General features: G+C 44.6%; 17 protein-coding genes and 3 pseudogenes. 18 read left to right on the top strand and 2 right to left on the bottom strand.

Annotated features, from left to right (window positions below):
• Positions 1-13: 13 nt before the first annotated feature.
• The 4 genes and pseudogenes from ACKGJP_RS18585 to ACKGJP_RS18570 form a co-directional block, all read left to right on the top strand.
• A pseudogene (locus tag ACKGJP_RS18585) lies at positions 14-778 on the top strand (extracellular solute-binding protein); the annotation flags it as partial.
• A 442-nt stretch (positions 779-1,220) separates the two neighbouring features.
• Complete coding sequence (locus tag ACKGJP_RS18580; RefSeq protein ID WP_409340316.1) at positions 1,221-1,652, top strand: pentapeptide repeat-containing protein; 432 nt, start codon at positions 1,221-1,223, stop codon at positions 1,650-1,652.
• Between the two features lie 79 nt (positions 1,653-1,731).
• Positions 1,732-2,196: a VOC family protein gene (locus ACKGJP_RS18575; protein ID WP_409340315.1), complete on the top strand. Its 465-nt coding sequence runs from the start codon at positions 1,732-1,734 to the stop codon at positions 2,194-2,196.
• 210 nt (positions 2,197-2,406) lie between these two features.
• Positions 2,407-4,878 (top strand): excinuclease ABC subunit UvrA, encoded by a 2,472-nt coding sequence (locus ACKGJP_RS18570; protein ID WP_409340314.1) that lies wholly within the window; start codon positions 2,407-2,409, stop codon positions 4,876-4,878.
• A 214-nt stretch (positions 4,879-5,092) separates the two neighbouring features.
• Here the strand turns inward: ACKGJP_RS18570 and ACKGJP_RS18565 are convergent.
• A pseudogene (locus ACKGJP_RS18565) lies at positions 5,093-6,214 on the bottom strand (IS110 family transposase).
• Positions 6,215-6,579: 365 nt separating this feature from the next.
• Between ACKGJP_RS18565 and ACKGJP_RS18560 the strand changes: the two are divergent.
• Both ACKGJP_RS18560 and ACKGJP_RS18555 read left to right on the top strand, forming a co-directional pair.
• Positions 6,580-7,242, top strand: a complete 663-nt coding sequence (locus tag ACKGJP_RS18560; RefSeq protein WP_409340313.1) for a PolC-type DNA polymerase III — start codon at positions 6,580-6,582, stop codon at positions 7,240-7,242.
• A gap of 331 nt (positions 7,243-7,573) precedes the next feature.
• On the top strand, positions 7,574-8,182 hold the full coding sequence (locus tag ACKGJP_RS18555) for a hypothetical protein (RefSeq protein WP_409340312.1): 609 nt from the start codon (positions 7,574-7,576) through the stop codon (positions 8,180-8,182).
• A gap of 869 nt (positions 8,183-9,051) precedes the next feature.
• Here the strand turns inward: ACKGJP_RS18555 and ACKGJP_RS18550 are convergent.
• Positions 9,052-9,495: a DUF1796 family putative cysteine peptidase gene (locus tag ACKGJP_RS18550; protein WP_409340311.1), complete on the bottom strand. Its 444-nt coding sequence runs from the start codon at positions 9,493-9,495 to the stop codon at positions 9,052-9,054.
• A gap of 622 nt (positions 9,496-10,117) precedes the next feature.
• On the opposite strand from ACKGJP_RS18550, the gene ACKGJP_RS18545 reads away from it, so the two are divergent.
• From ACKGJP_RS18545 to ACKGJP_RS18490, 12 genes and pseudogenes are all read left to right on the top strand, one after another.
• A complete protein-coding gene (locus tag ACKGJP_RS18545) occupies positions 10,118-10,636 on the top strand; it encodes a DUF3231 family protein (RefSeq protein WP_409340310.1) in 519 nt (172 codons plus the stop codon).
• Positions 10,637-10,664: 28 nt separating this feature from the next.
• Positions 10,665-10,922, top strand: coding sequence for a WGxxGxxG family protein (locus ACKGJP_RS18540; protein ID WP_409340309.1), 258 nt, complete (start codon positions 10,665-10,667; stop codon positions 10,920-10,922).
• Between the two features lie 318 nt (positions 10,923-11,240).
• Positions 11,241-11,648, top strand: coding sequence for a hypothetical protein (locus tag ACKGJP_RS18535; RefSeq protein ID WP_409340308.1), 408 nt, complete (start codon positions 11,241-11,243; stop codon positions 11,646-11,648).
• An 878-nt stretch (positions 11,649-12,526) separates the two neighbouring features.
• Positions 12,527-13,456 carry a pentapeptide repeat-containing protein gene (locus ACKGJP_RS18530; protein WP_409340307.1) on the top strand — a complete coding sequence of 310 codons (930 nt, stop codon included), beginning with the start codon at positions 12,527-12,529 and terminating at the stop codon, positions 13,454-13,456.
• A 73-nt stretch (positions 13,457-13,529) separates the two neighbouring features.
• Positions 13,530-13,877: a hypothetical protein gene (locus ACKGJP_RS18525; protein WP_409340306.1), complete on the top strand. Its 348-nt coding sequence runs from the start codon at positions 13,530-13,532 to the stop codon at positions 13,875-13,877.
• Between the two features lie 1,088 nt (positions 13,878-14,965).
• Entirely contained in the window at positions 14,966-16,126 is a 1,161-nt protein-coding gene (locus tag ACKGJP_RS18520) for an ABC transporter substrate-binding protein (protein WP_409340305.1), read from the top strand.
• Positions 16,127-16,693: 567 nt separating this feature from the next.
• A complete protein-coding gene (locus ACKGJP_RS18515) occupies positions 16,694-17,551 on the top strand; it encodes a GNAT family N-acetyltransferase (RefSeq protein ID WP_409340304.1) in 858 nt (285 codons plus the stop codon).
• Positions 17,552-17,934: 383 nt separating this feature from the next.
• A complete protein-coding gene (locus ACKGJP_RS18510; protein WP_409347193.1) occupies positions 17,935-18,207 on the top strand; it encodes a chitobiase/beta-hexosaminidase C-terminal domain-containing protein in 273 nt (90 codons plus the stop codon).
• Between the two features lie 39 nt (positions 18,208-18,246).
• Positions 18,247-18,976, top strand: a pseudogene (locus ACKGJP_RS18505) (hypothetical protein); the annotation flags it as partial.
• A 24-nt stretch (positions 18,977-19,000) separates the two neighbouring features.
• Positions 19,001-19,126 (top strand): DUF4241 domain-containing protein, encoded by a 126-nt coding sequence (locus ACKGJP_RS18500; RefSeq protein ID WP_409347192.1) that lies wholly within the window; start codon positions 19,001-19,003, stop codon positions 19,124-19,126.
• Between the two features lie 580 nt (positions 19,127-19,706).
• Complete coding sequence (locus ACKGJP_RS18495; protein WP_409340303.1) at positions 19,707-20,279, top strand: hypothetical protein; 573 nt, start codon at positions 19,707-19,709, stop codon at positions 20,277-20,279.
• A 20-nt stretch (positions 20,280-20,299) separates the two neighbouring features.
• A complete protein-coding gene (locus tag ACKGJP_RS18490) occupies positions 20,300-21,034 on the top strand; it encodes a hypothetical protein (RefSeq protein WP_409340302.1) in 735 nt (244 codons plus the stop codon).
• The last annotated feature ends 11 nt before the right edge of the window (positions 21,035-21,045 follow it).

The raw sequence follows: 21,045 nt of genomic DNA, 5'->3' as shown, positions 1-21,045 counted from the left end.
TGTCTATAATAAAGAGATGTTTGATCGTGCCGGACTGGCGTATCCGACCGAGGATTTAACATGGGACGATTTTATCGAGATGGGTAAAAAATTGACAATCCGCGATGAGCATGGTGTCGCTTCGCAGTTCGGCTTTGGCATCGGCGTAGATATCGAGTGGTATGAGCCGTTTATTTTTCGCAATGGCGGAAGCTATCTGTCTCCGAATGGATCAACTGCTAGGGGGTATGTCGATAGTCCGGCGACCATTGAGGCGTTCCGCAAAGTGATTGACGCGTACCGTGTACACGCGATTATCCGAAAGCCGGACGAGCCTTCCGTAGCAGGACATCTTCATGAGGGTTTTGCGATGATCTTCGGATTTATGTGGTTTACCGGCGATTTGATCTATCACAAGATCGACGACAAGTTCGGGGTGGTTGGTCTGCCTAAGATGCAGGGAGGCAATCAGTCGAACATGATCTATATGGGCGCGGCCGGAGTTACTTCGAAGTCGAAGAACCCTCGTCTTGCTTGGGAGTTTCTACACCATTATATCATTGAGCGGCATTCTTGGCCGCTTCCGATCACACACTCTCAAGCGAAGGAGCGAGGTCTAACCGAACACCGCCTTTGGTCACGTTACATGGAGGAGCTCGACGAAGTACGGTCAAGCGGGTTTTACCTAAGTGAGAAGTGGAATTCGTCACGTCAACTCATTAATGAAGACATCCGCAGGATGATTCTCGATGGTACTGAAGTGTCCCAAACCCTGCGGTCATGGACAAGGTTCGCATAAAAGGAGAGCAATTGACCAGGATTAGGCGCAGTGGCATCGGACTTTTATTTAGGATCTACTAGAAGTTGATTATCTGTTTGTTGCAAAGCCGTAGATGAAGCAGCCGCTCGTTCAGTCCCTGTGCACCTATTTGGACAAGAGCAGGAGCTTAAATCCTTACTATCCAGTTGAAGCAAGATTGATACTAAATAACGAAGGTGCAGCTAAGTGAAGCTTGTTCTAATGACCGTTAAGGGAGGGACTTTATCAAGGTTATAGGGTCATTGCGCTAACGGATGACAAGAGCGCAACATCCTGAACAACAAGGCTGCCGAAAAAATGGCAGCCTTTTCTCACCTATCGGGCAGTTTAGTGGAGTGATAGTATAATTTCTAATTACAAAAGTAAGCGGTCTCGCTATATTAATAGAGTAGGTTATAAATGGAAAATGGGAGGAATAACAATGCGCATCGAAAATGACAGACAGACGCTTACCATCGTGAATGCGGACATTAGTGGTTCTAACATCAAGAATGTTGGGGCGGAGGGAATAAGCTTCCAATGTTGTAACTTGGCCGGCGCTACGTTCAACGACATCAACTTGACCGGTATGGTGATCTCGGATGCCAATCTGACCGGTATGTCAATCGATGGCGCGCAATGGGGCGGCGCGCATTTCAAGCATATCGGCTACGGGGACAAGGATCGGCCCGAGGCCGGGCATACCGTAGCGAAACCTCCAGTACAAATCATTTCATGCAACTTGGAGGACGCCGTCGTGCGTGAAACTAATTTACGAGGTGTCAGTATTGAAGGTTGCGATATCGAAGGGTTGACGATAGACGGCGTCGACATTGCGGCATTGTTGCGGCAGCACAAGGCGACCCTCGGTTGAATACCTTATTCGCGCTATTCCGCCAACGGAAACATGACGGCAGCCGGTCTGAACGATCATACGAATAAGGAGCAGGGCTATGATTAAGAATCTATATGAGACTCATTTACAAGTTAAAGATTTGAATGCATCTATTGAATTTTATAAAAAGTTGGGACTGGAACTTTCATTATTAATTGAGGAAAGAAGAATTGCATTTTTTTATATTGGAAAGGAACGTCAATTACTTGGTCTTTGGGAAGTTCCGAAGGGAAGTGATGTTAGCAAAAGGCATTTTGCTTTTGGGACTGATTTGGATTTATTAAAGGATTCAATTGACTGGCTAAGAGAAAGAGGGCTTGAACCCATAAAAGCTTTTGGAAAAGAACCAATTGAGCCGATTGTACATACATGGATGCCTGCAGCAGCGATTTATTTTAACGATCTTGATGGTAACGAATTAGAGTTTATTTCATGGTTGCCGTCTGAACCTAAAAATGTGGGATATGCAATTTATTTAAGTGAGTGGAATGAAATGATAAAGTCTGAAAAACCACGTAATTAATATGAACTGGTGTAGGTATTTCACAGAAGTTCCAACCGTCTAAAGTTAACAGATTATTCCCCTAACGGAGAACGAGAGCGCAAAAACCAGGGAGCAGATCGCCGCGGCAGCTGCTCCCTGTTCCTATTGAAGTAACGGGAGGTTAGTAAGGCAGGTAATTTGTGGATAAGCACCGAATAATAAATTCAAAGGAGTTTTAGGAGGTGTGGAATGAACCGGATCGAGGTACGCAGCGCACGGATTCATCATCTAAAAGAAATCGATGTCTCCCTTCCGAAAGGGAAATTCATCGTATTTACCGGTGTCAGCGGTTCAGGGAAATCAAGCCTCGCCTTTGATATTTTGTACGAAGAGGGGAGGCGTCGTTATCTTCAGTCCATCGGCTTGAATTTGCGAGGCGGTGTCAGTACGGACGACATCGAGCCGTTCGACGACATATCCGGACTTCCGCCGGCTATCTCAGTCGAGCAAAATACGATCCGTCAATCCAACCCCCGTAGTGTGGTTGGGACAAAGACAAAAATTCTCGATTATATCAAAATGCTGTTTGCGCTTGAAGGCCGGTCATTGAATGGTAGTCGGGCTAACTTGCCTGCGGAAGTGTTTGCGTACAACTTGGAGGCAGGCATGTGCGAGGCTTGTTACGGTCGCGGGTTTATCACGGAAATTGACATGGGCAAGGTAATCCCCGACCCGAGCAGAACAACGGAAAAAATATGCGCCGCGATCAGCTCGGTGCTGTTGAGGGAGATCCAGAAGTTGTCGAAGGAGTGTGCGATCGATTGGGCGGATGTTCCTTATGAGAAGCTGCCGAAAGAGACCCAGATTGGCTTTTTGAAAGGTCGAGACGGTTTTACAGGCGTTATCGCCTGGGTCCGGAACCGGCTCCGTAACAAGCCAAATCAGCGGCTGCATCTGGAGCGAATGTATTGCAAAAGCGTTACTTGCGAGCGATGCGGTGGTTATCGAATCAATGAGATAGCACGAAATGTTCGTATTTGTGGAAAGCATGTCGGAGAGCTTTGCGGCATGACGATGGCCGATCTTTCGCGGTTTATGGAGTATCTATTGCTCGAAAGCGACGAGCTCACGCTGCAAGGCAGAAAAATCTCCGGGTGGCTGGTCAAGCAACTGCATTTGTTCCTGGATGTGGGACTGTCGCATTTGACCGTGCTCCGCAGCCTTCCGACATTAAGCGGCGGCGAGCTGCAGCGACTTTATCTTATGTTTCATCTACAGTCTCAATTCGACTCTTTGCTCTATGTGTTCGACGAGCCTACGGCGGGTCTGCACGAATCCGAAAAAGAAATGCTGCTGCGCAAAATAAAGTCGCTCACCGCCTCCGGAAATACGGTTATCGTGGTGGAGCATGACGGCAACGTCATGCAGAGCGCCGACTATATCGTGGAGCTTGGGCCCGCTGCGGGTAAACATGGAGGGCAGCTTATTTTTCAAGGCATTATGAAGGATTACATGCGGTCCGAATTGTCCGCCATCAGTCCGTATTTGTCGGGAAGAAAACGGTTGCCCTTCAAGACGCCCGAGCAGCGACGAAGCGTTACGCATGTGACACCCAACCTGGTCATCCGACATGCGAATTTGCATAATCTCAAAGATGTAACGGTCGCTATCCCATTAGGCGTCATGGTAGGCGTAGCCGGCGTTTCGGGTAGCGGTAAAAGCACGTTGATCTCGGATACCCTTGTTCCTCTGCTAAAACATTTTCTGAATTCGGAACTGGAAGAGGAAACGGAGGAATCTGATGAACAGCTCGATTCTCCTGCATCCGCGCTGAACGACATCGGTACACTCGAGGGCTGGCAGTCGATCGAAAAATGCGTTATCGTCACCCAAGAGCCGATCGGCCGTTTCAAAATGTCAATGCCGATGACGTATGTGGGCATTTGGGAAAAAATCCGGCAAATTTTTGCGGATCAACAGGAGGCGGTGCGACAAGGATTTAGTATGAGTCATTTTTCCTTTAATACCGAGCACGGGGCTTGCCAGGCATGCAAGGGCGATGGAGTGGAAACGGTGGAAATGGGTCCGCTTGGCTTGATCAATCGGCCGTGCTTGGCCTGCAAGGGGACACGATATAAGGATGAAATTTTACAAATAACGTTTAAGGGGAAAAACATCCACGACATCATGATGACAAGTGTCGAGGATGCGCTGGAGTTGTTCGGCGAATACAAGGCGATCTCCCTCATGCTTCAAACGTTGACCAAGGTTGGCTTGGGCTACATCTCTCTTGGGCAGCCTGCTCCTACGCTCAGCGGAGGGGAGGCGCAGCGCATTAAACTGGCAAAGGAGCTTGGCAAAACACAGAAGAAAAATACATTATACGTTCTGGACGAACCGACGTCTGGCCTGAGCTACACGGATATCGAAAGGCTGATGCTGCTGCTCGATGAGTTGACGGAGCAAGGTAATACCGTTGTCATTACCGAGCATGATACGTCGATGCTATCGTACTGCGACTGGGTCATTGAAATGGGGCCCCATGGCGGAAGCGCCGGCGGGAAACGGATAGCAGAGGGGACGCCTGAAATGCTCGCCGAGTATCCCGCATCAATGATCGGAGCGTATTTGAATAAGCATTGGCCCGAACGTTTTCGACCGGTACAGGATAAGTGTCATGACTCACGATCTGTCGCTGAGGAGACATCAAGTGCTGTATAGGCTAAGAAATGGGCTTTGTCAAAAAATAAGTGTCGGATGACAAGAATATAGTCCGATTAAATCCCGCGTAAATCGCGGGTTTTCATTTTAATCGGAACACATTCTTGTCAAAAACGAATGACAAGAATGTGTTCCGAATGCCGATTTGTGACATGGGAAAGAGCCGTCCCACATAGCACGGAAAGACATACCATATAATTCCATCCTGTTCTGCCTACTCTAAACGGAACGCTTCCTTAGTAGTCAAGATGGCGAAAATCCAGTGGATGAGTTTATTCACACAAGCAATTATCGCTACTTTGAACAGCTTTCCTTCAGCACGCTTCTTATCATAATAAGCTCTTAGTTTTTTTATTTATGGTTGCTGTAAACTTGCCTGAAGAAAAAACACTTGGATCTATACCAGCAAAGGCAATAAGTTTCTTTGCGTGATTGAACCGATCGATTTCCCCGATCTCAGCTAAAATTGTTGCAGCATTTTAGTTCCAATTCCGGGTATCGATTGGATTAAATCACATTCAAGTAACGCTTCAGCCAGGACCTCTATCGATTTATTAAGGTCAGCTAGATGGTCCTGGTATTGAAGAAGCAATTTGATGAGCAGCTGCATGGAGATCAGATGACTTGAAAAAGCCCTCTCTTTAAAGGGATTTCGCCTTGCTGCTGCTACTAAGATTTGAGCGCGCTCGAGACACCATAAAGCCGATTTACCGCGTCCTGTAAGGCTCCCGATTGTTATTGCAATCTCCTTTTCATCTAGTTCCAGAACCTCTCCTCACGTCGGGTGTAAGGCCAGAAGTCGAAGGGAAACTTTTGAATAAAGGTCACCAAACACACCATGATATTCGGGGAAAACCTGATCCAGAATGGCCTGAAATTGTAGTTTTACTTGGACATACATACCCGTTAAAGATTCTTGCTGGCGAGTTAGATAGCCTAAGTTCATGAGATGCTGACCCCGTTTTTTGTAGGGTTCAAACTTTTCTTTATAAAACAACGCTCCTAATAGATGGGCATCAGCGGCATCCGTCTTCAATCGTCGCAAATTGGTTTTCTTGGCGTTATGTGAGATTAAAGGATTAATGACGATATTCAGATACTGATGTTCATCTAGAAACTGAACGACGGGGCTATGATAATGGCCTGTTGCTTCCATCACAATGGAGGGACGCATTCCTGCAGCTGATTCCACCCCTCTCATATAATTCAGAAAAGACCCTAATCCTTCAAGATCATGCTTAAACCTAAAGATCTTTCCATGAGGTGCTCCACGATCTAAAAATGCTTGTGCATGGCTTTCTCCCTTGGATACATCCAAACCAATGACTGGATTCATGACATCACTCCCGAAGTAATTTCACCGGCAACCCCTAACCTTCTTGTCTTCCACACTATCGCATGTGATACGGGATCAACGTCCCAACCAGCCTAACCATGGTTGAACAAGTAGGGGGGGATGAACTGAATAGCTCTCGGGATCCAAGTCCCACGGGCAGATACGTTCGATCCCCGGCTACCGCAATCTTACGACCATACAAAAAAGAGGTCGACCAGAAAGATCTGGTGACCTCATAATACGATCGGGCAGATTAACGTAACTACTAATTAGTAAAAAGGACAAACCACTGGATATGGAGAATAGTTTGGAAATGAGTTATGGGTAGGAAGGTTCTGTGAATATGACAGAAGGATGTGAAATGCTTGGATATTCATTATTTATCGGAGTATCTGGTTAAAGATATCTATGTTGATCGAATACATGATCGTCCATTTTGCATATTTGATTTAGAAGGAACGGGCATTTTTGTTGAGAAGGAATACATCACCCAATTTGGTGCCATTATGTATCAAAATGGAAAAATATTACGAAAGTTCAGTTCCTTAGTTAAATCACCGAAGTTAATTCCGGAAAGTGTTCAGCAATTAACTGGGATATCGAATGATAGCTTAACCAATGCTCCAGTATTTGCCGATGTATATCGGCAGTTTCTAGATTTTTGCGGAACGGCGGTATTGGTCACACAAGCCGGTTATGAATATGATCTTCCTATGCTTAAAAAACATTGCCGAATGAGTAATTTATCATTGTTTGAGAATCCTGTTATCGATACTAAGGCTTTATTCGCAAAAATACATCCCGAACTATTTGATGTATATAGTACTGATTATTTTGTTAGGCATTACCATATCGAAACAAACGATATTAAACGTCATGATGCATTAGGGGATTGCATTTTAATAAGCAGGATATTTGAACAAATTTTAATTGAATACGAACAAAAAGATATGCACGAATTCAATCTCAAAGAAGCTTTAACAGTAAAACGATTTGCTGTTCCTCCGATGTACCTTAAGGAAGAATGAGTACGGGTACGATAATTACTGGTGTAGACGCCGAGGCGACCTGCTCCTGAAGCGTTGAACTAACGGGGAACGATAGTGCAAATATCAGGGAGCAGATCGCCGCGGCAGCTGCTCCCTTTCCCGTTGAAGTAACTGGCAGGATAATGCAATGGCGACTGATCGGGGAAAATAAAGTTTTTTCACGGCGTTTGCAAAAGTGAACTAGTCTTGTACGTTAAACAGGCAGTAGTGCAAAATTTCGATTAGGCATTTTGACCGTGATAATTGTACAGTCCCCACCTTACCGGACATCATAGTGTGTTAATACTCAAAAGAAAGAAGGTGGTTTAGTTTGCTAAAAAGAAAATGTCGTGTTCGTCCTCGCCGAAAAAAAAAGGAACGATTACTTAAATGGTATGACGCGGTAGAAGTACCTGATCCAATGGTACCCGGGTTTACACTTGTATCAGCCCCGTTACCGACAGCACCCGCTACCTTTGGTCCTGAAATTACATTACCAGTCGAAGTAAGATTGCGACGCATCAATCCTAATGACCGTGAGGAACTGAAGGCTACGATCGTTTGGACTTTCGGCTTCCCAGTCACAGGGGATGTTGTTCCCCTAATCGGAGTTGCTTCCCAACAAATGCAATTTAGTATTTGGCGTGATTCACCTTTGACGGGAACTCGACTATGTACCGTAATTGATTCAGGACACATTACTGAAATACTATCTGCCCCTGTTACGACTATAACAAACACAGTGACAACAACATTTTTATGCGCCGATAAAAAGGTATCTGGAAGAAACCATAATTATTTTTTGACAGCAGCTGCAGGAGCTCCAGATGGTTTCACGGTTGGATCTGATGGCGGTCCCACCATCGTTACAACATTCATTGCACCAATCATAAATGAAGTTCATCTTGACGGATCGGTGATCGACGAAAACGGAACTTGACGAAAAAAAGAATATTTGAGGGAACGGTTTCTCTACGTTTTCGTAAACAGCTAATTATTCCTTCCGATCACAAAAAACGGTTTGATCATCCGGGCAGCCGATGATAGACGTAAAGGGATTAACGGGCACGATAGCAATAACCTGGGAGCAGATCGCCGCGGTTGGCAGCCTGTTCCCTTTTCATTAAGTGACGGTAAACTATGGTCTCCGAAATTCGAGGAATTTTGTACACCCATTTATGAACATTCCAGAAATTAAAGATATCCTTATTCCGCAAGGAGTAGGATATCTTTAGTTTATTTTTGAACACCTGCTTTTATGTAGATACTCGGTAAGCGTCAAAACAGCACCTACGTAAGCAGCCGATCGGACGACTATGGTTGATTTTCTGATTTAACAAAAAAATCCCTACTAGCCTCAGCTAGTGGGGATTCAAATTCCCAAGCGCTTGTGAATTTCAAATACCCGTCAACCAGGGTGTTGGCGGGTACCTCTATAAGCTGGAAATAAATTAGACTCAAGTACCGGAGCTAAACTAACGGGCAGCATAGTTCAACAGACATCCATAAAGTTCCGAATAAATAAAGCATAAAAAATGACCTCAAAGACAGAGGTCGGTTGTGAGTTACAATTATATTGAATAGTTCAACCAGTTTCCTAACGAGCCACCCATTTTTTCGTAAAATCGTTGAGCATATTTATTATCAGATGCGGTTACCCATTACATATGTGCATATTCATTTTCATTAGTAACGGGCAGTAATCGATTATCGATCAAGGATACATATTTTCCCTAATTGTGACCAGACTAAGCAAAAAATGGTCAGGTGAAAAATTATGAAAAGTAGGTTAGGCTTAGTCACTGTTACTTATGGCAAGTATCGAGCTAAATAAACACCTTCCAAAACTATTCGCCATAGGTGGTCATTGTGACGCCAGATATCATATCCTTGCATTTCCAGCAGCGTTACGTTATCTAGACTACAAGAATGTTCAACGATGCCAGTCACGCCTGTATATTCAATAAGCAGCAGCTTGAAATCATGTCGCACCATCGATGATAGAATCGAATGCAGCTCTAGTATATCGTTATCAATTCTTCCCGTTCGAACAAACAAAATGCATTTACTTGTTGCAGTCTTATCAAAAAAACGCTGAATGCGGCGATCCATCTTGCTCTTAAATCCGGAATAAGATGCTAAGTTTCCAGGAGTATTTCTTAGAATAGGAAAATCATGAGCTGAGACGATATTATACGCATTATCTTTCAGTAAATAGCTTGTTTCATGCGCATCTATCCCTTCGATCGTCATATTTTGAAGCTCCATGAAGCCTGACGGCGCCTATACTCTCGGCATAATAACGATTGCACTTTGCACTCGTGATGGAGCATTTTTCGGCGAGGAGACTGACAAGGTTGTAAAGCTTTCTTCAGCTTTACCGATTAATTTCCTGGTATTTGATATTTGTCGATGACGAAGGCGAAGCGCTCTTCGAGCAGTTTCGAGTCTGGAACATGGAGGGTATCACTGCTAAGCGGAAAAACATCTTATACGTCTGCAATCGATCTAGCGCATGGCAGAAGATTATCAATTGGCAATACGAAATATTAAGGTCTGTGGGCCTTTCGGTTCGTACGGGCATCGGCGACCACGGTACGTGTTTAAGGCTTTGACCTCGTGTGCAACCCAATCGTACCGAGGCGCTCGTAAATCCGCTTGACGAGCACATTGCGCCTTGGGCCCGAAAGGAACGGGTTGAAACCTACCGGCATACTGCCGAGATGGTCACGGATTCCTTATGTATATCATAAAAAGTTATGGGCAATATAACCTACGACTGACGATAACAATTACGCACCGCGCAGCGACTCCCCAGCACGCGGTGCGGGGTTGCATAACGCTCAGACTACTAACTAACGAGGTGTTGTTATCGATGGGTATTTTAAGTGGCAATTCAAAAGACGAGCCTCTACACTATGGAGAAGTTTTTGATGTGTGGGCTTTCTCGATGAAAGCAAAAGGTTGTGTGTCCGTGTATAGAGCCTATAGTTTCCATGCAGGCGATAAAGAACTAAAGAAGATTTTGGATGATTTAATTAACCAAGCAGAATTAGAAGTTATGGAATGTGATTCCATTATAGTTAGTAACGGAATAGCGACTACCCCTGATCTCCCTGTAAGACCTGAAGCCAAACTTACTGATATTCCTGTCGGTGCTCGAATAAGTGACCAAGAAATTGCATCCCTTATCGGAGCAGACACTGCAGCAAGTTTAGTTGCATGTAGTCAAATCATGGGCAAGTGCATAAGAGAAGATGTTGGAGCACTATTCGGTAAATATCATTTAACGAAGGCTGCTTTAGGTTTGAAAATTCTTAAATTATGCAAGGAAAAAGGCTGGTTAGTACCGCCGCCTCTCCATGTTCAAAGACCTGAGCTGGTTGAAGTCTAATACAAATAAAAAATGGAGGAAAAATGACATGAAAAAGCTATCTTCAGTAATGATGAGCATCGTTTTAATTCTGTTCCTTTCATTACCGGCTTTTGCGGAAGGAACATCAACTGCAACGGGTATGAACAATACAACAGGGAATACAAATGCCTATGGTACAAATTACGGAAATACCACGAGAGCTTATGCAACAAATGACAATCGCAACAACTGGGGATGGTTAGGGCTTCTTGGCTTGTTCGGGCTTGCTGGTTTACGAAACAGATCAAGAGAGCGTGAAAAATAAGTTATTCTAAAATCCACCTCAAATTACCACCTCTTCGTCGTAGCCAAGCGTTATAATCGACGTAGAGGTGTTTTTATGTTTATTTCTCCTATGCTGCTCGAATCAGCATAAACCCCATTCTCATACGATGCTTACATTTATGATCTCTCGCACATCCGTAACAAGGCTGCCGACTGAGACAAAGAATGAGGACGAATGGTTTAAAAAGTCATCCACATTTACAAGTTACATCTCCTGAAGGAACGTAACCCTAGCTACGGAAAACTCCTTGAATATCTCGAAAGCCATCTCCAAGGCATCTCAGAAACGTTTATGCAAATGATAGACATTGAAGCCGAGGAGAAGCGTCGGTTAATCGAGCAGCATGAAGTGGATGAGACTGATTTACGGGTGATTGTGAAGAAGCAGCTAGAGTCAGCCGAAGCAGGAGAGAAGATCAGGTCTGATTATGAGTCGCTTCAGCGTAAATACGCAGATCTGGAGCGGGAAATGGCATCCCTTACTGAAAGACATGCTCGTGAGCTGGAGTGGCTCAGTGAAAAGAAGGACATCGAACGAGAGCGAGAAATCATCAAGTTGCGGACGGAATACCAGGAGGACATTGAAAAGTTACGGCGAGAGCTGTCCGGGAAATTGGTGGGATTGTACGAGGAGCTTCATGCACGCAACCGATCGAGCGGAGCGGGATTGGAGGAGGAGCAACCTCCAGCAGAACCGGAGGCATAAAATGGGCGCCCAAGCAGGGCGCCTACTTTTTTGCTAATCTTGCTTCTTGCGTGACTCCTCGATTTTCCCGATTTCCATAATAGGCTTCTTGGTCATAATCATTTGGATAACCTTCTTGTTCAACTGCCGACGTTCCTCCGGTTTGAACCTCCACACCCTTAAAAGGGTGGGATTCTTGGCTAGTTAACGGGCGATACAGCGCATCGAGATCGTGTCGGTGCAATCAACATCATGCGTCAACCTGTGGCAGATGGTAACAGTCTGTCAGCCTAGATAGCTATATGCTCTGATCTAGGACGGGCTATTGAACTAGCCCTTAACTTAGCAGTTGGGCAAAGCGGAAACGTATGCGCCTTAGTGGCGAATATGTCCCATTTGATGAGTTCGGAGCTGAGGTGGTCGTATTCGATAATTTCATTGTAGGTGAGGGGAGAGGTGGGGACGAATTTAGAAAGGGTCCATTTTCACCGGGAGTGAAAACAGACCCTTTTAATTTTTTGTCATTATTACGACTTCAATTGAGTGCAGCATTTTTCGCTTTTCGGCTTGTCGGATGGAAAGGGAAGGGCCGCGTTGTCTTTTTTACCGTACGCTACGCATAGCAATTTTCCATCTACGAAATAATGCTGATGGGTAGACAGGAACATCTCTGACCAGAACCCTTCTTTTCTCATACGACCATCCCCTCTTAATGTCCGAAGAAAATAAAGTTATAGACTGAAAAAAATATAGTTGTAGACTGAGAAAATAAAGTATTAGACTGGCGTGGGCGTTAAGCTAACGGGCAGTTATGCTCAGAAAGCCCGACATAAGTGAATATTTACAGCGGATTACATGTTGATTAAAATTAGTACTATCAATGGAAAGAGGTGGTTGTATTGTCAAAAATAAACCTCCATGAACTTACCGCGGAAAATTGCAGCATAGAAAAAACAGATGAAGAAATCAAAATATGGTGTTCCTATGATAAAGGTTATGCGGTTACTACTCAAAAATATAAAAGCCCCGTCGTCATTCGAGCAGAAGTGATGACCGATTCTACGAACATCCGATTGCTCTATGATGGGGGGCAACTCATTTTTAATTGGGAGCGCAATGAGGAAGAATTGCGTTGGTGCGACCCCGGAACAGGTAAGGCAAAAAGTATTGCAGATGCGGGAAAAGTGCCGAAAAATACATGGATAGACCTAGTATGGAACATTGAAGTCGACTATGTGTCCGTTAGTGTTGATGGGATAGAACGTTACCGTGTATCAGGAGATTTCAGTAAGGTGGCAGGGCAATTTGGGATTGGCTCTGCAATGGGTTCAACTGTTAGTGTGAAATCGCTCTCGATTACAGGAACACTAACCGATGAAGGCACTTCAATACCGGACATAATGGAAATCAATGATTGTTTAGATCGACAAAAGAAGATATTGGTAAACTGCGCCGACCTTTCCGGCTCACGATTTGTAACCGTTAAGGGAGAGCCTCTCTATTTTCAAGAAGTAACGCTTGCGGGAACCAAGATTATCGATGCTAATTTAGGCGGATTAGAGATTGATGGGGCGAATCTTGGTGGAGCATTCATCCACAACATCGGTCCTAAAATGGCACCTATTGAACATCCTGCCTATAACCCAAACGCTAGGATGGAACCGGTACGTTTCGACCGTTGCGACTTCAACCGAAGTGTAATGACAAACTGTGACTTGTCGGACATCGAAATTACGAATTGCAATATCTCCGGGCTAAAGATCAACGGGATATTAATTGAGGATTTGATTAAGGGATATGAAGATAATAGGTTACAGGATCAACGTTAGCAAATACGCATTGGTCGCTACGCTAACGGGAACGAGAATTTATTGAAATTGTTCGACGGCAAGGAGGCTCTACATGACACTTAAACTTGTGCCGCTCCGAGTTCCAAGTGGTTGGAGAGTAAGTTTTAATGAATTTACTGAGGCGAATTCTGACTCTTTTATCGACGAGAATCATGAGCATTTGTGGGAGTTCAAAGAGGACCTCCTGCAGTTTGAGTATGAAGATAAACGAACGCTGGATCTAGGTTGGTATCCTGGATTCAATCCCCAAGGTAAATATAAGCTTGTACTAAATAACTCGACGAACAAGGAGCAGTCAGACTGGGAAAATCCCATTTATGTCTTCGAGTCGAGAAATAATAAAGAGATTATTGAAAAAATTGAATTTGTATTGAATGAGGTAAGTAAATGCAGGCTGTAAAAACCCGTTCATTGAGCTAACGGGTACGTTTGTTAAATAAACCAGCGTGAGTCTAGGACTTTATTTTCCAGTCCAAGACCCCCGCTGGTTTTATATTGGAGTCAGTCTAATACTTATTATTCGAATCCTAACATCCAGTCTAATACTTTATTTTCTTTTTACACAAAGGTAACAAAAAGGGGAATAAAGGGGCGTGCTAAAGGTAACATCTTCGGGAAGGTAATGGATCATCGCACAACATAGGTAACAAAAACAGGAGGAAATCAGAGTGGATCTTTCAAAGGTAACAAAATCGGGAACAATTTAAGGAACATCATGGCACTGCTTCCAAGCCACACCTGATGGGGATTTAACAACGAGCGACCATTGATTGCAGATGAGCCCTAATCGGCCCTGTTTTTGTTACCTTTGCAGCTTTTGTATCAAGTTTTTCCCGAAAATGTTACCTTTGATGGTTATCGAGCCATTTCACGTCCCCTTTTTGTTACCGTTGGTATGGGAGGCGGCCAAAAGAACGGCATTTTGCAGGAGAGTATGTAATTGATGTTTCAGAGTATTTAAATTCGACAAATGACGATTTTGAGAAAGTGATACACTTACAACATAAACACACAACCGCTAGATTGAATCAGCCTTTCAATTTAAATGACTTGAGAGGGTATCAGCTCCTTCCAGCGCGATGTTGTTATGTTCTTGTCATGTCGGGTGACAAGAACATCGCCCCATTAATAGCCGCGTAAATCGCGGCTTTTGTATTTTATGGGATCAAGTTCTTGTCAAAACCCAATGACAAGAACTTGATCCCATTCCCGATTTTGACAAGAACTTGATCTCATTCCCGACGGATCCACCTATGACGTTGTAACTGAACTGAATAACCAATATCTAGTTCAATTTTTAGAAGTCAGACTTTGGAGTGCCTCGTATTTATTAAATGTTGAGCCAGAAAAAATATTGGAAAACCAAAATCCTTGGTTTCATTTTCTGCTGAGATAACTCCTTTCCAAAAAGAATTTACTCACCATGACACCTTATGTCATACCAGTTATTGTATGATTATGGCAGTAAGACAAAAGGAGTGCATGTAAATGAGATTATCGGTCACGGCGAGCGACGATAAAAAACAGAAGGTGCTTGAATTGGCCAAGAAACGGTTCGAGGAGAAGCACAGTGGGACGGTTATTGAGATCGAAACTCTGCCTAGAGAGATCCTGGAGCAGCGTGTCCAAGATGGCAATGCCCCTGATCTGATCGAGTGGGACGGCAGCAACATCGGAAGCCTTCTCGATCGGAAGATCATTCATGAACTCACCCCTCTGTTGGAAGATGGATCATTCGACTTGTTGGACTTCTATCCGGCGGTGCTTCAGGCAGTTAAGGATCAAGGCCGAGTTGGAGCCATTCCGGTAATGGCGGAAGTGACAGGGGTTTTCTACAACAAAACTCTATTTGACCACGCGGGAGTTACTTATCCAAAGGAGAATTGGACCTGGGACGAGTTTGTGAATAAGGCCCGGATGTTGAACAGCTATGATGTTGACGGCGATGTGATCCGCTACGGGGCTTATTTGGTCCCGAGGCTTCTTCCGGTGGAACCTCTTGTGTGGAGCAACGGAGGCGCGTTTTTATCTGAGGATGGAATGAGAGCAACTGGCTATCTAGATTCCCCCGAAACCGTGGAAACGATTCAAAGGTATCTGGAGATGTATCACCCCCTCGAAGTGACGCCATATGAGGATGTAGGTAAGGAAACATGGATCTCCTGCTTCAGACATCATAAGATGGCCATGTATTATGATGCGAACTGGACGATCAAACCAATGGGGCAAGAGCAACGGGAACAGTTTGGCGTTGTTATGCCTCCTCGTATGGGAGAAGGGCCGCTGCGCAACATTGTTCAAGTGTATGGATACTGCATTTCCGCGCAGTGCCAAGATGTCCAGTTAGCCTGGGCATTTCTTCAGGAGCTTGCTTCTCCACATACAGAATCGGGAAGAGAATGGGCTAAACATAATCTGGCGGCTTCGCGTACTGTGGCTGAAATAAGCGGGCAGCAGTCTGATCCTTTATATAGCCCTTTCCTCAAATCGTTAGAGGATGCAAGGCAGGGCGCGTTTGATGTGTCCAGCCTGAAACTATGGCGCTTTTGGAACAATGATGTATTCCAAGAATGGATTTTCCGTGAAAGTCGGATCAATGTAGAGGAGCGCCTAAGAAGAATCGCGAGAGAGTACGACGATACCCCTTAGAAGAATGGAATGTGTGGTGAACAGAATGGGCAATATGCATCGAATCCTATGGTTTGATGAACAAGTGCGGTTCGGAAAGTACCCTAATAGCGGTCATTTGTCGGAGCATTTTGAAATATCCGTCCGACAGGCCTGCAGGGATATCGAGTATTTGACGAATACTCTTTGTGCTCCACTGGTATATAATCCTAAAAGGCGGGGGTACCAATACGAGGATAAAACTTATGTGCTGCCTACGCTCATACTGACAGCATCCGATATTCAAATGATACAAGCCATCATATCCCACTTAGAGCAAACGGCAGCTTTGTTTGGATCAACCGCGTTTTCAGAAAAAGCAGTCGGTCTACTGCAGAATATCGTTTCACACTCTTCCTTTGAGGGGGAGCAGGACTACAACAAATAGAGAGAGTGTCAAAAGAAAATAAACCATTAGAAGTAAAAAAATATTATTAGGAAAATAAAGTATAGACTGGAAATTGATTAGTATTGATTCTGTATATAAGATATTACATGTAATTGAAAAAAAGGATACTAAATATATGCTTTAAAGAGGAGAGTATTTGGATGTCACTGGAAGTTCGTCCGTATAATTCAGAGCTAGAGGATAGTGTAATGAAGTTAAGCCATAAGGCATGGGTGCTTTTTAAATACAACAAAGACTATGAGCATCAGAAGATGAGCTGCGTATTCAATGAGGACGGTAATTTAATTTGTGTGGGATACTTACGACATGGAATTGCTGATGATCATGATGTATTCGAAATCGAAATGCCCACTAATGAATTAGCTTCATATCGTATGAATGAAGTGAGAATGGCTCTTTACCCTACATTCATAAATACCTGTCAAAAGCTCCGTAATCCAAACAAGAAAACAAAGTTGGTTGCGTGGAGAGACTTTTATGGTGACGGGGATTTTTGCAAAGAGAAGGGCTTTATCCCTTATCAAACATATTATAAAGCACAGCGTTCACTTGAAAAACCCATATCTGAAGTCAGAACGCCTGTTGGAGTTGATGTCAAATACCACCCGATGGAATCCAAAGAGGAAAGAATCAAATATACCGAATTAGAAAATCAATTTTATCAAGGAGTTGTATACAGAAGTGTAAATATGTTGGAATGGATGATGGGTGGACCAGAGTTACATACCATTTCTGCATTTGAAGGCGATGAACTTGTTGGTAGCGTTATGTGTTGGCAAACTGGTGCAGTTGAAAGATTATTCGTAATTCCGCGATGGCGTAATAAAGAGTTGGGTAAGTTTCTCATAACGAAGGGTTTTGAGTATCACCTTAAAAATGGTCGAATGAATGTTGAGACGCTGGTAAATGAACTAGATGAGGATGGTAAGCTTTTGTTAGAGTTAATGGGTTATAGCTTTCCTGTTAAACTGGAGCTATTCGCATTGGGTATTAATTAGGTATTAATTAGTTAACAGACGGAAAAAAGCCTCTGCGTGTGCACGCAGAGGCTTTTTTATTCCGCTGAGTTACTGCACGCAGCGGGAATGAGATCAAGTTCTTGTCATCCGACAAGATCAACTGTAAAATGACAAAAATCTAGTCTGATTAACTCCCGCGAATTTCGCGGCTTTTTTATTTTATCGGAGCATATTCTTGTCAAATTCAATTGACAAGAATATGCTCCGATTCCCGACAAGTGACAAGAAAGTATTCCGATTGCCGCATGAATATAAAACGTAAGCCGCAGCCGTGGCTGACTGATAATAGGGTTTGAATTCAGAAGCATACGTTGGACGTCATCTATGACAAAGAAAATTGAAAGTCGGAAAATCGATAATAAATAGTCGCGATATTTTTTGTCCCTATCAATAATGAACTTCCAGGACTGGATGCAACCAGTGAAGGCACTTTCTTTGAGCCGACAATGGTCATGCTCCATTCATCGACCCAAGGAGTTTCTATTGCTTACTCTCTAGATGAAGATCCTAGTTGGAAGCTTTATACAGGTCCTATTCGCGTTACTAATGGCAGGATGCGGATTCGGGCAATTTCAGTACGTCCCGGCTATAAGGATAGCGATCCGGTGGAAGGCGTCTTTGAAGTGACGTTATAGACCATTGATGATACCAGTTGAATTTGGAGGAAAAGTACCATGTCCAACACAAAGAAAACGTCAGCAGCTGAAGAGCTGTCTATTGCGTATGTCCATAACGATGGAGGGCCAACCCTCGGTTATTCCGTTGCTTCCGGAGTAAAAATCATGAAGCAAGACGGCTTTTCTTTTAGAAACTTAAGTAAAGATGGCGTCTTAAAGCCCTATGAAGACTGGATGTTGCCGGCTGAGGAACGGGCAAAAGATCTTGCTTCTCGGCTCTCGATCGAGGAAATTGCGGGACTGATGCTGTATAGTAACCACCAAGCGATTCCCGCTGGGAGAGGCTGGTTTGCCGGTCATTACGGCGGAAAAGCTTACGAGGAGAGTGGCGCCAAACTTTGGGACTTGACCGATGAGCAAATCGCCTTTTTGAGGGATGACCATCTTTGGCATGTGCTGCTTACGACAGTAGAAAATCCGGAAACGGCTGCCCGTTGGAACAATTTATTGCAGGCCTACTGTGAAAAAGCAAGTTTTGGCATTCCCTCCAACAACAGCTCGGACCCGCGGCACGGCTCCGATACCATTCCAAACATCCGAAGGCGAGCAAGAAATAGCGGAAGGTTGGGGCTACGACAGTGTAAACGCCATGGTCAAGCATTGGCCTGGCGGCGGATCTGGAGAGGCGGGCAGAGACGCCCATTTTGCCTGCGGAAAGTTCGCTGTCTATCCGGGTAACAATTTCGATGAACATTTGAAGCCGTTCGTCGATGGTGCTTTTCAGCTGAAGGATTTGGGAGACGGCTTGAATATGGCGGTATTCTCCAGCGGTTACGGCGACGGTCTTTATCCGACTTACATCGGGTATGACAAGGCGGGGCGAATTGCAAGGCTAACGACTGATTTCGGATGTTTATGGGAAGCGATCGATGATTAATTAATTTTGACAATCTATACGATAATCCTTTTTCGATCCCTTTCTATAAATAGAAGAGGGATCCTTTTTGTTTCCAGTAAGGACGATGAGTTGGTGTCCCGGGTTTATCGACATAATCCTTCAAGATTTGAGACCAGCGCCTTTTGCCACATTTTACAAGGATGTCTATAATACTAGTATTCCGCGAGAAACAGGTTAGGCGCATGTTGCGGGTGTTACTCTACTCCGATCGATCGGTTTCGTCAAGGGAAATGTCCCGCACGCACGAGGTCGTCTTTCAAAGGAGGTGTGGTAATAATACGATCTGGTCCATTCGAACCGGATTCCGTGATATCCTTGAGGCCATTTATCGAACTTGCCAATCATGGATAGAAAAATATCCGTTTATTAAAACGGCGTATACGATTTTTTCCTGGTTGTCGTTAATCCTATTAGTTTTAAGCTTGTTTTTCGTTAAAGAATCGCGTACAAGGAGAATTCGGACATTTTGGGAATAGATTCGCTGCGATCTCTAAGAGAGTTATCGATCATCTCGGATAAAAAGATCCTCCACCTGCAATATTTGAAAGAGTTCTCTCATTTGGAACAATTGCATATCGGGGGCAAGGTGAAAAACCTGGAGGCGATAGGCGATCTAGAGGGCTTGAATTATCTCGCGCTGCATTTGATTAGCAAATCGCCGTTACATTTTATTAACCGACTGAAGAAGCTGAAGCACCTTCGCCTTTTGCTTGGAGGACGGGAACATATTCGGGAAATCGAAGAGAATGAAATCGACGATCTAGAGATCTCTCGAGTCCGCGGTTTTCATGATTTGACCCCAATTACGAACTTCCGAGCGCTAACGAGGCTTGTGATCGAGGATCAAATCCAACTGCATGAAATCGGCTTTGACCGGGAGATGAAGGCGCTGGAGGAGCTATCCATTTCAAATTGCAAAGGTTTGACCCGCCTGACGGGAATGGAGCGATTGCCTTCGGTGCGCAAGCTCCGCATTTTCAAAACGGCAATCGATTATGATTCCTTTATCCATCAACAACTTCCCGGTTCTTTATCTGAGATGGAGTTTGCAACTTCCAAACGTAAAGAGGACCAAGAAATACAAGAAACCTTATTAAAGCTGGGTTATCAAAAATGGAGCAGCTTCCAATAAGTTACCTAGGAGGAGTATTCATGTATGTTGTATCTCAGCCAAAGCCGCTGTCTGATGGCCGAAACCAAGCGCCGGCGAAGGAAGAAGCCACTGCTTTTCCGCCGGGTTACCTCCGGTTTTTACGGCGATTCGGCGCAGGTACTTACAGAGGGTGGATGAATGTCTATTTGCCGGACACGGAGGTGCTTAAGCCTTTTGCCGAGTACGATTTATGGGAGCATGACGAGGATAGCCCGATTACGCAACAGCAAATCGGCCAGTGCGTCGCGATAGGTACCTCGGTGGACGGCGATTTCCTAGCGGTGCATCCGCAGACGGCTCAACTACTATGGCTGCCTAGGCATGCTGAGCACTTGACGGCGCTCTCCTTGCAGGTGGAGGAGAAGGAAGACGAAGGAACGTACGCTAGGGTGCTGGACGAAATCTATCGTCAGGTGTACGGAAACGGCCAAGAAGGAGCGTATTATTATGAACCGTGGTCGGAGACTCGGAGCCACCTCTTTCTACGATTGCCGCCGGGGCCGGATCTTCGGCTCTCGCTGCCGAAGCTGGCCGAGATGTGCCGAGAAGCTTTCCCGCCTGATCTGGCGGTAGAGAACGAATATGTTTGTAAACTGTTCTACCGGCAAATGGGCGGCTATGTAAGGTTCAATTATGCCAACAAGCAAGAGGTGGCCGTCATCTATGAAGAGGACGGCAAGCAGGCATTTTCCGCTATGAAGCAATGGCTATTGTCAAAAGGGTGCGAAACGTAATAAGACCATGG

The organism is Paenibacillus litoralis (genome assembly GCF_046244365.1).
Taxonomy (GTDB): domain Bacteria; phylum Bacillota; class Bacilli; order Paenibacillales; family NBRC-103111; genus Paenibacillus_V.
This window is presented reverse-complemented; position numbering and strand designations above follow the sequence as displayed.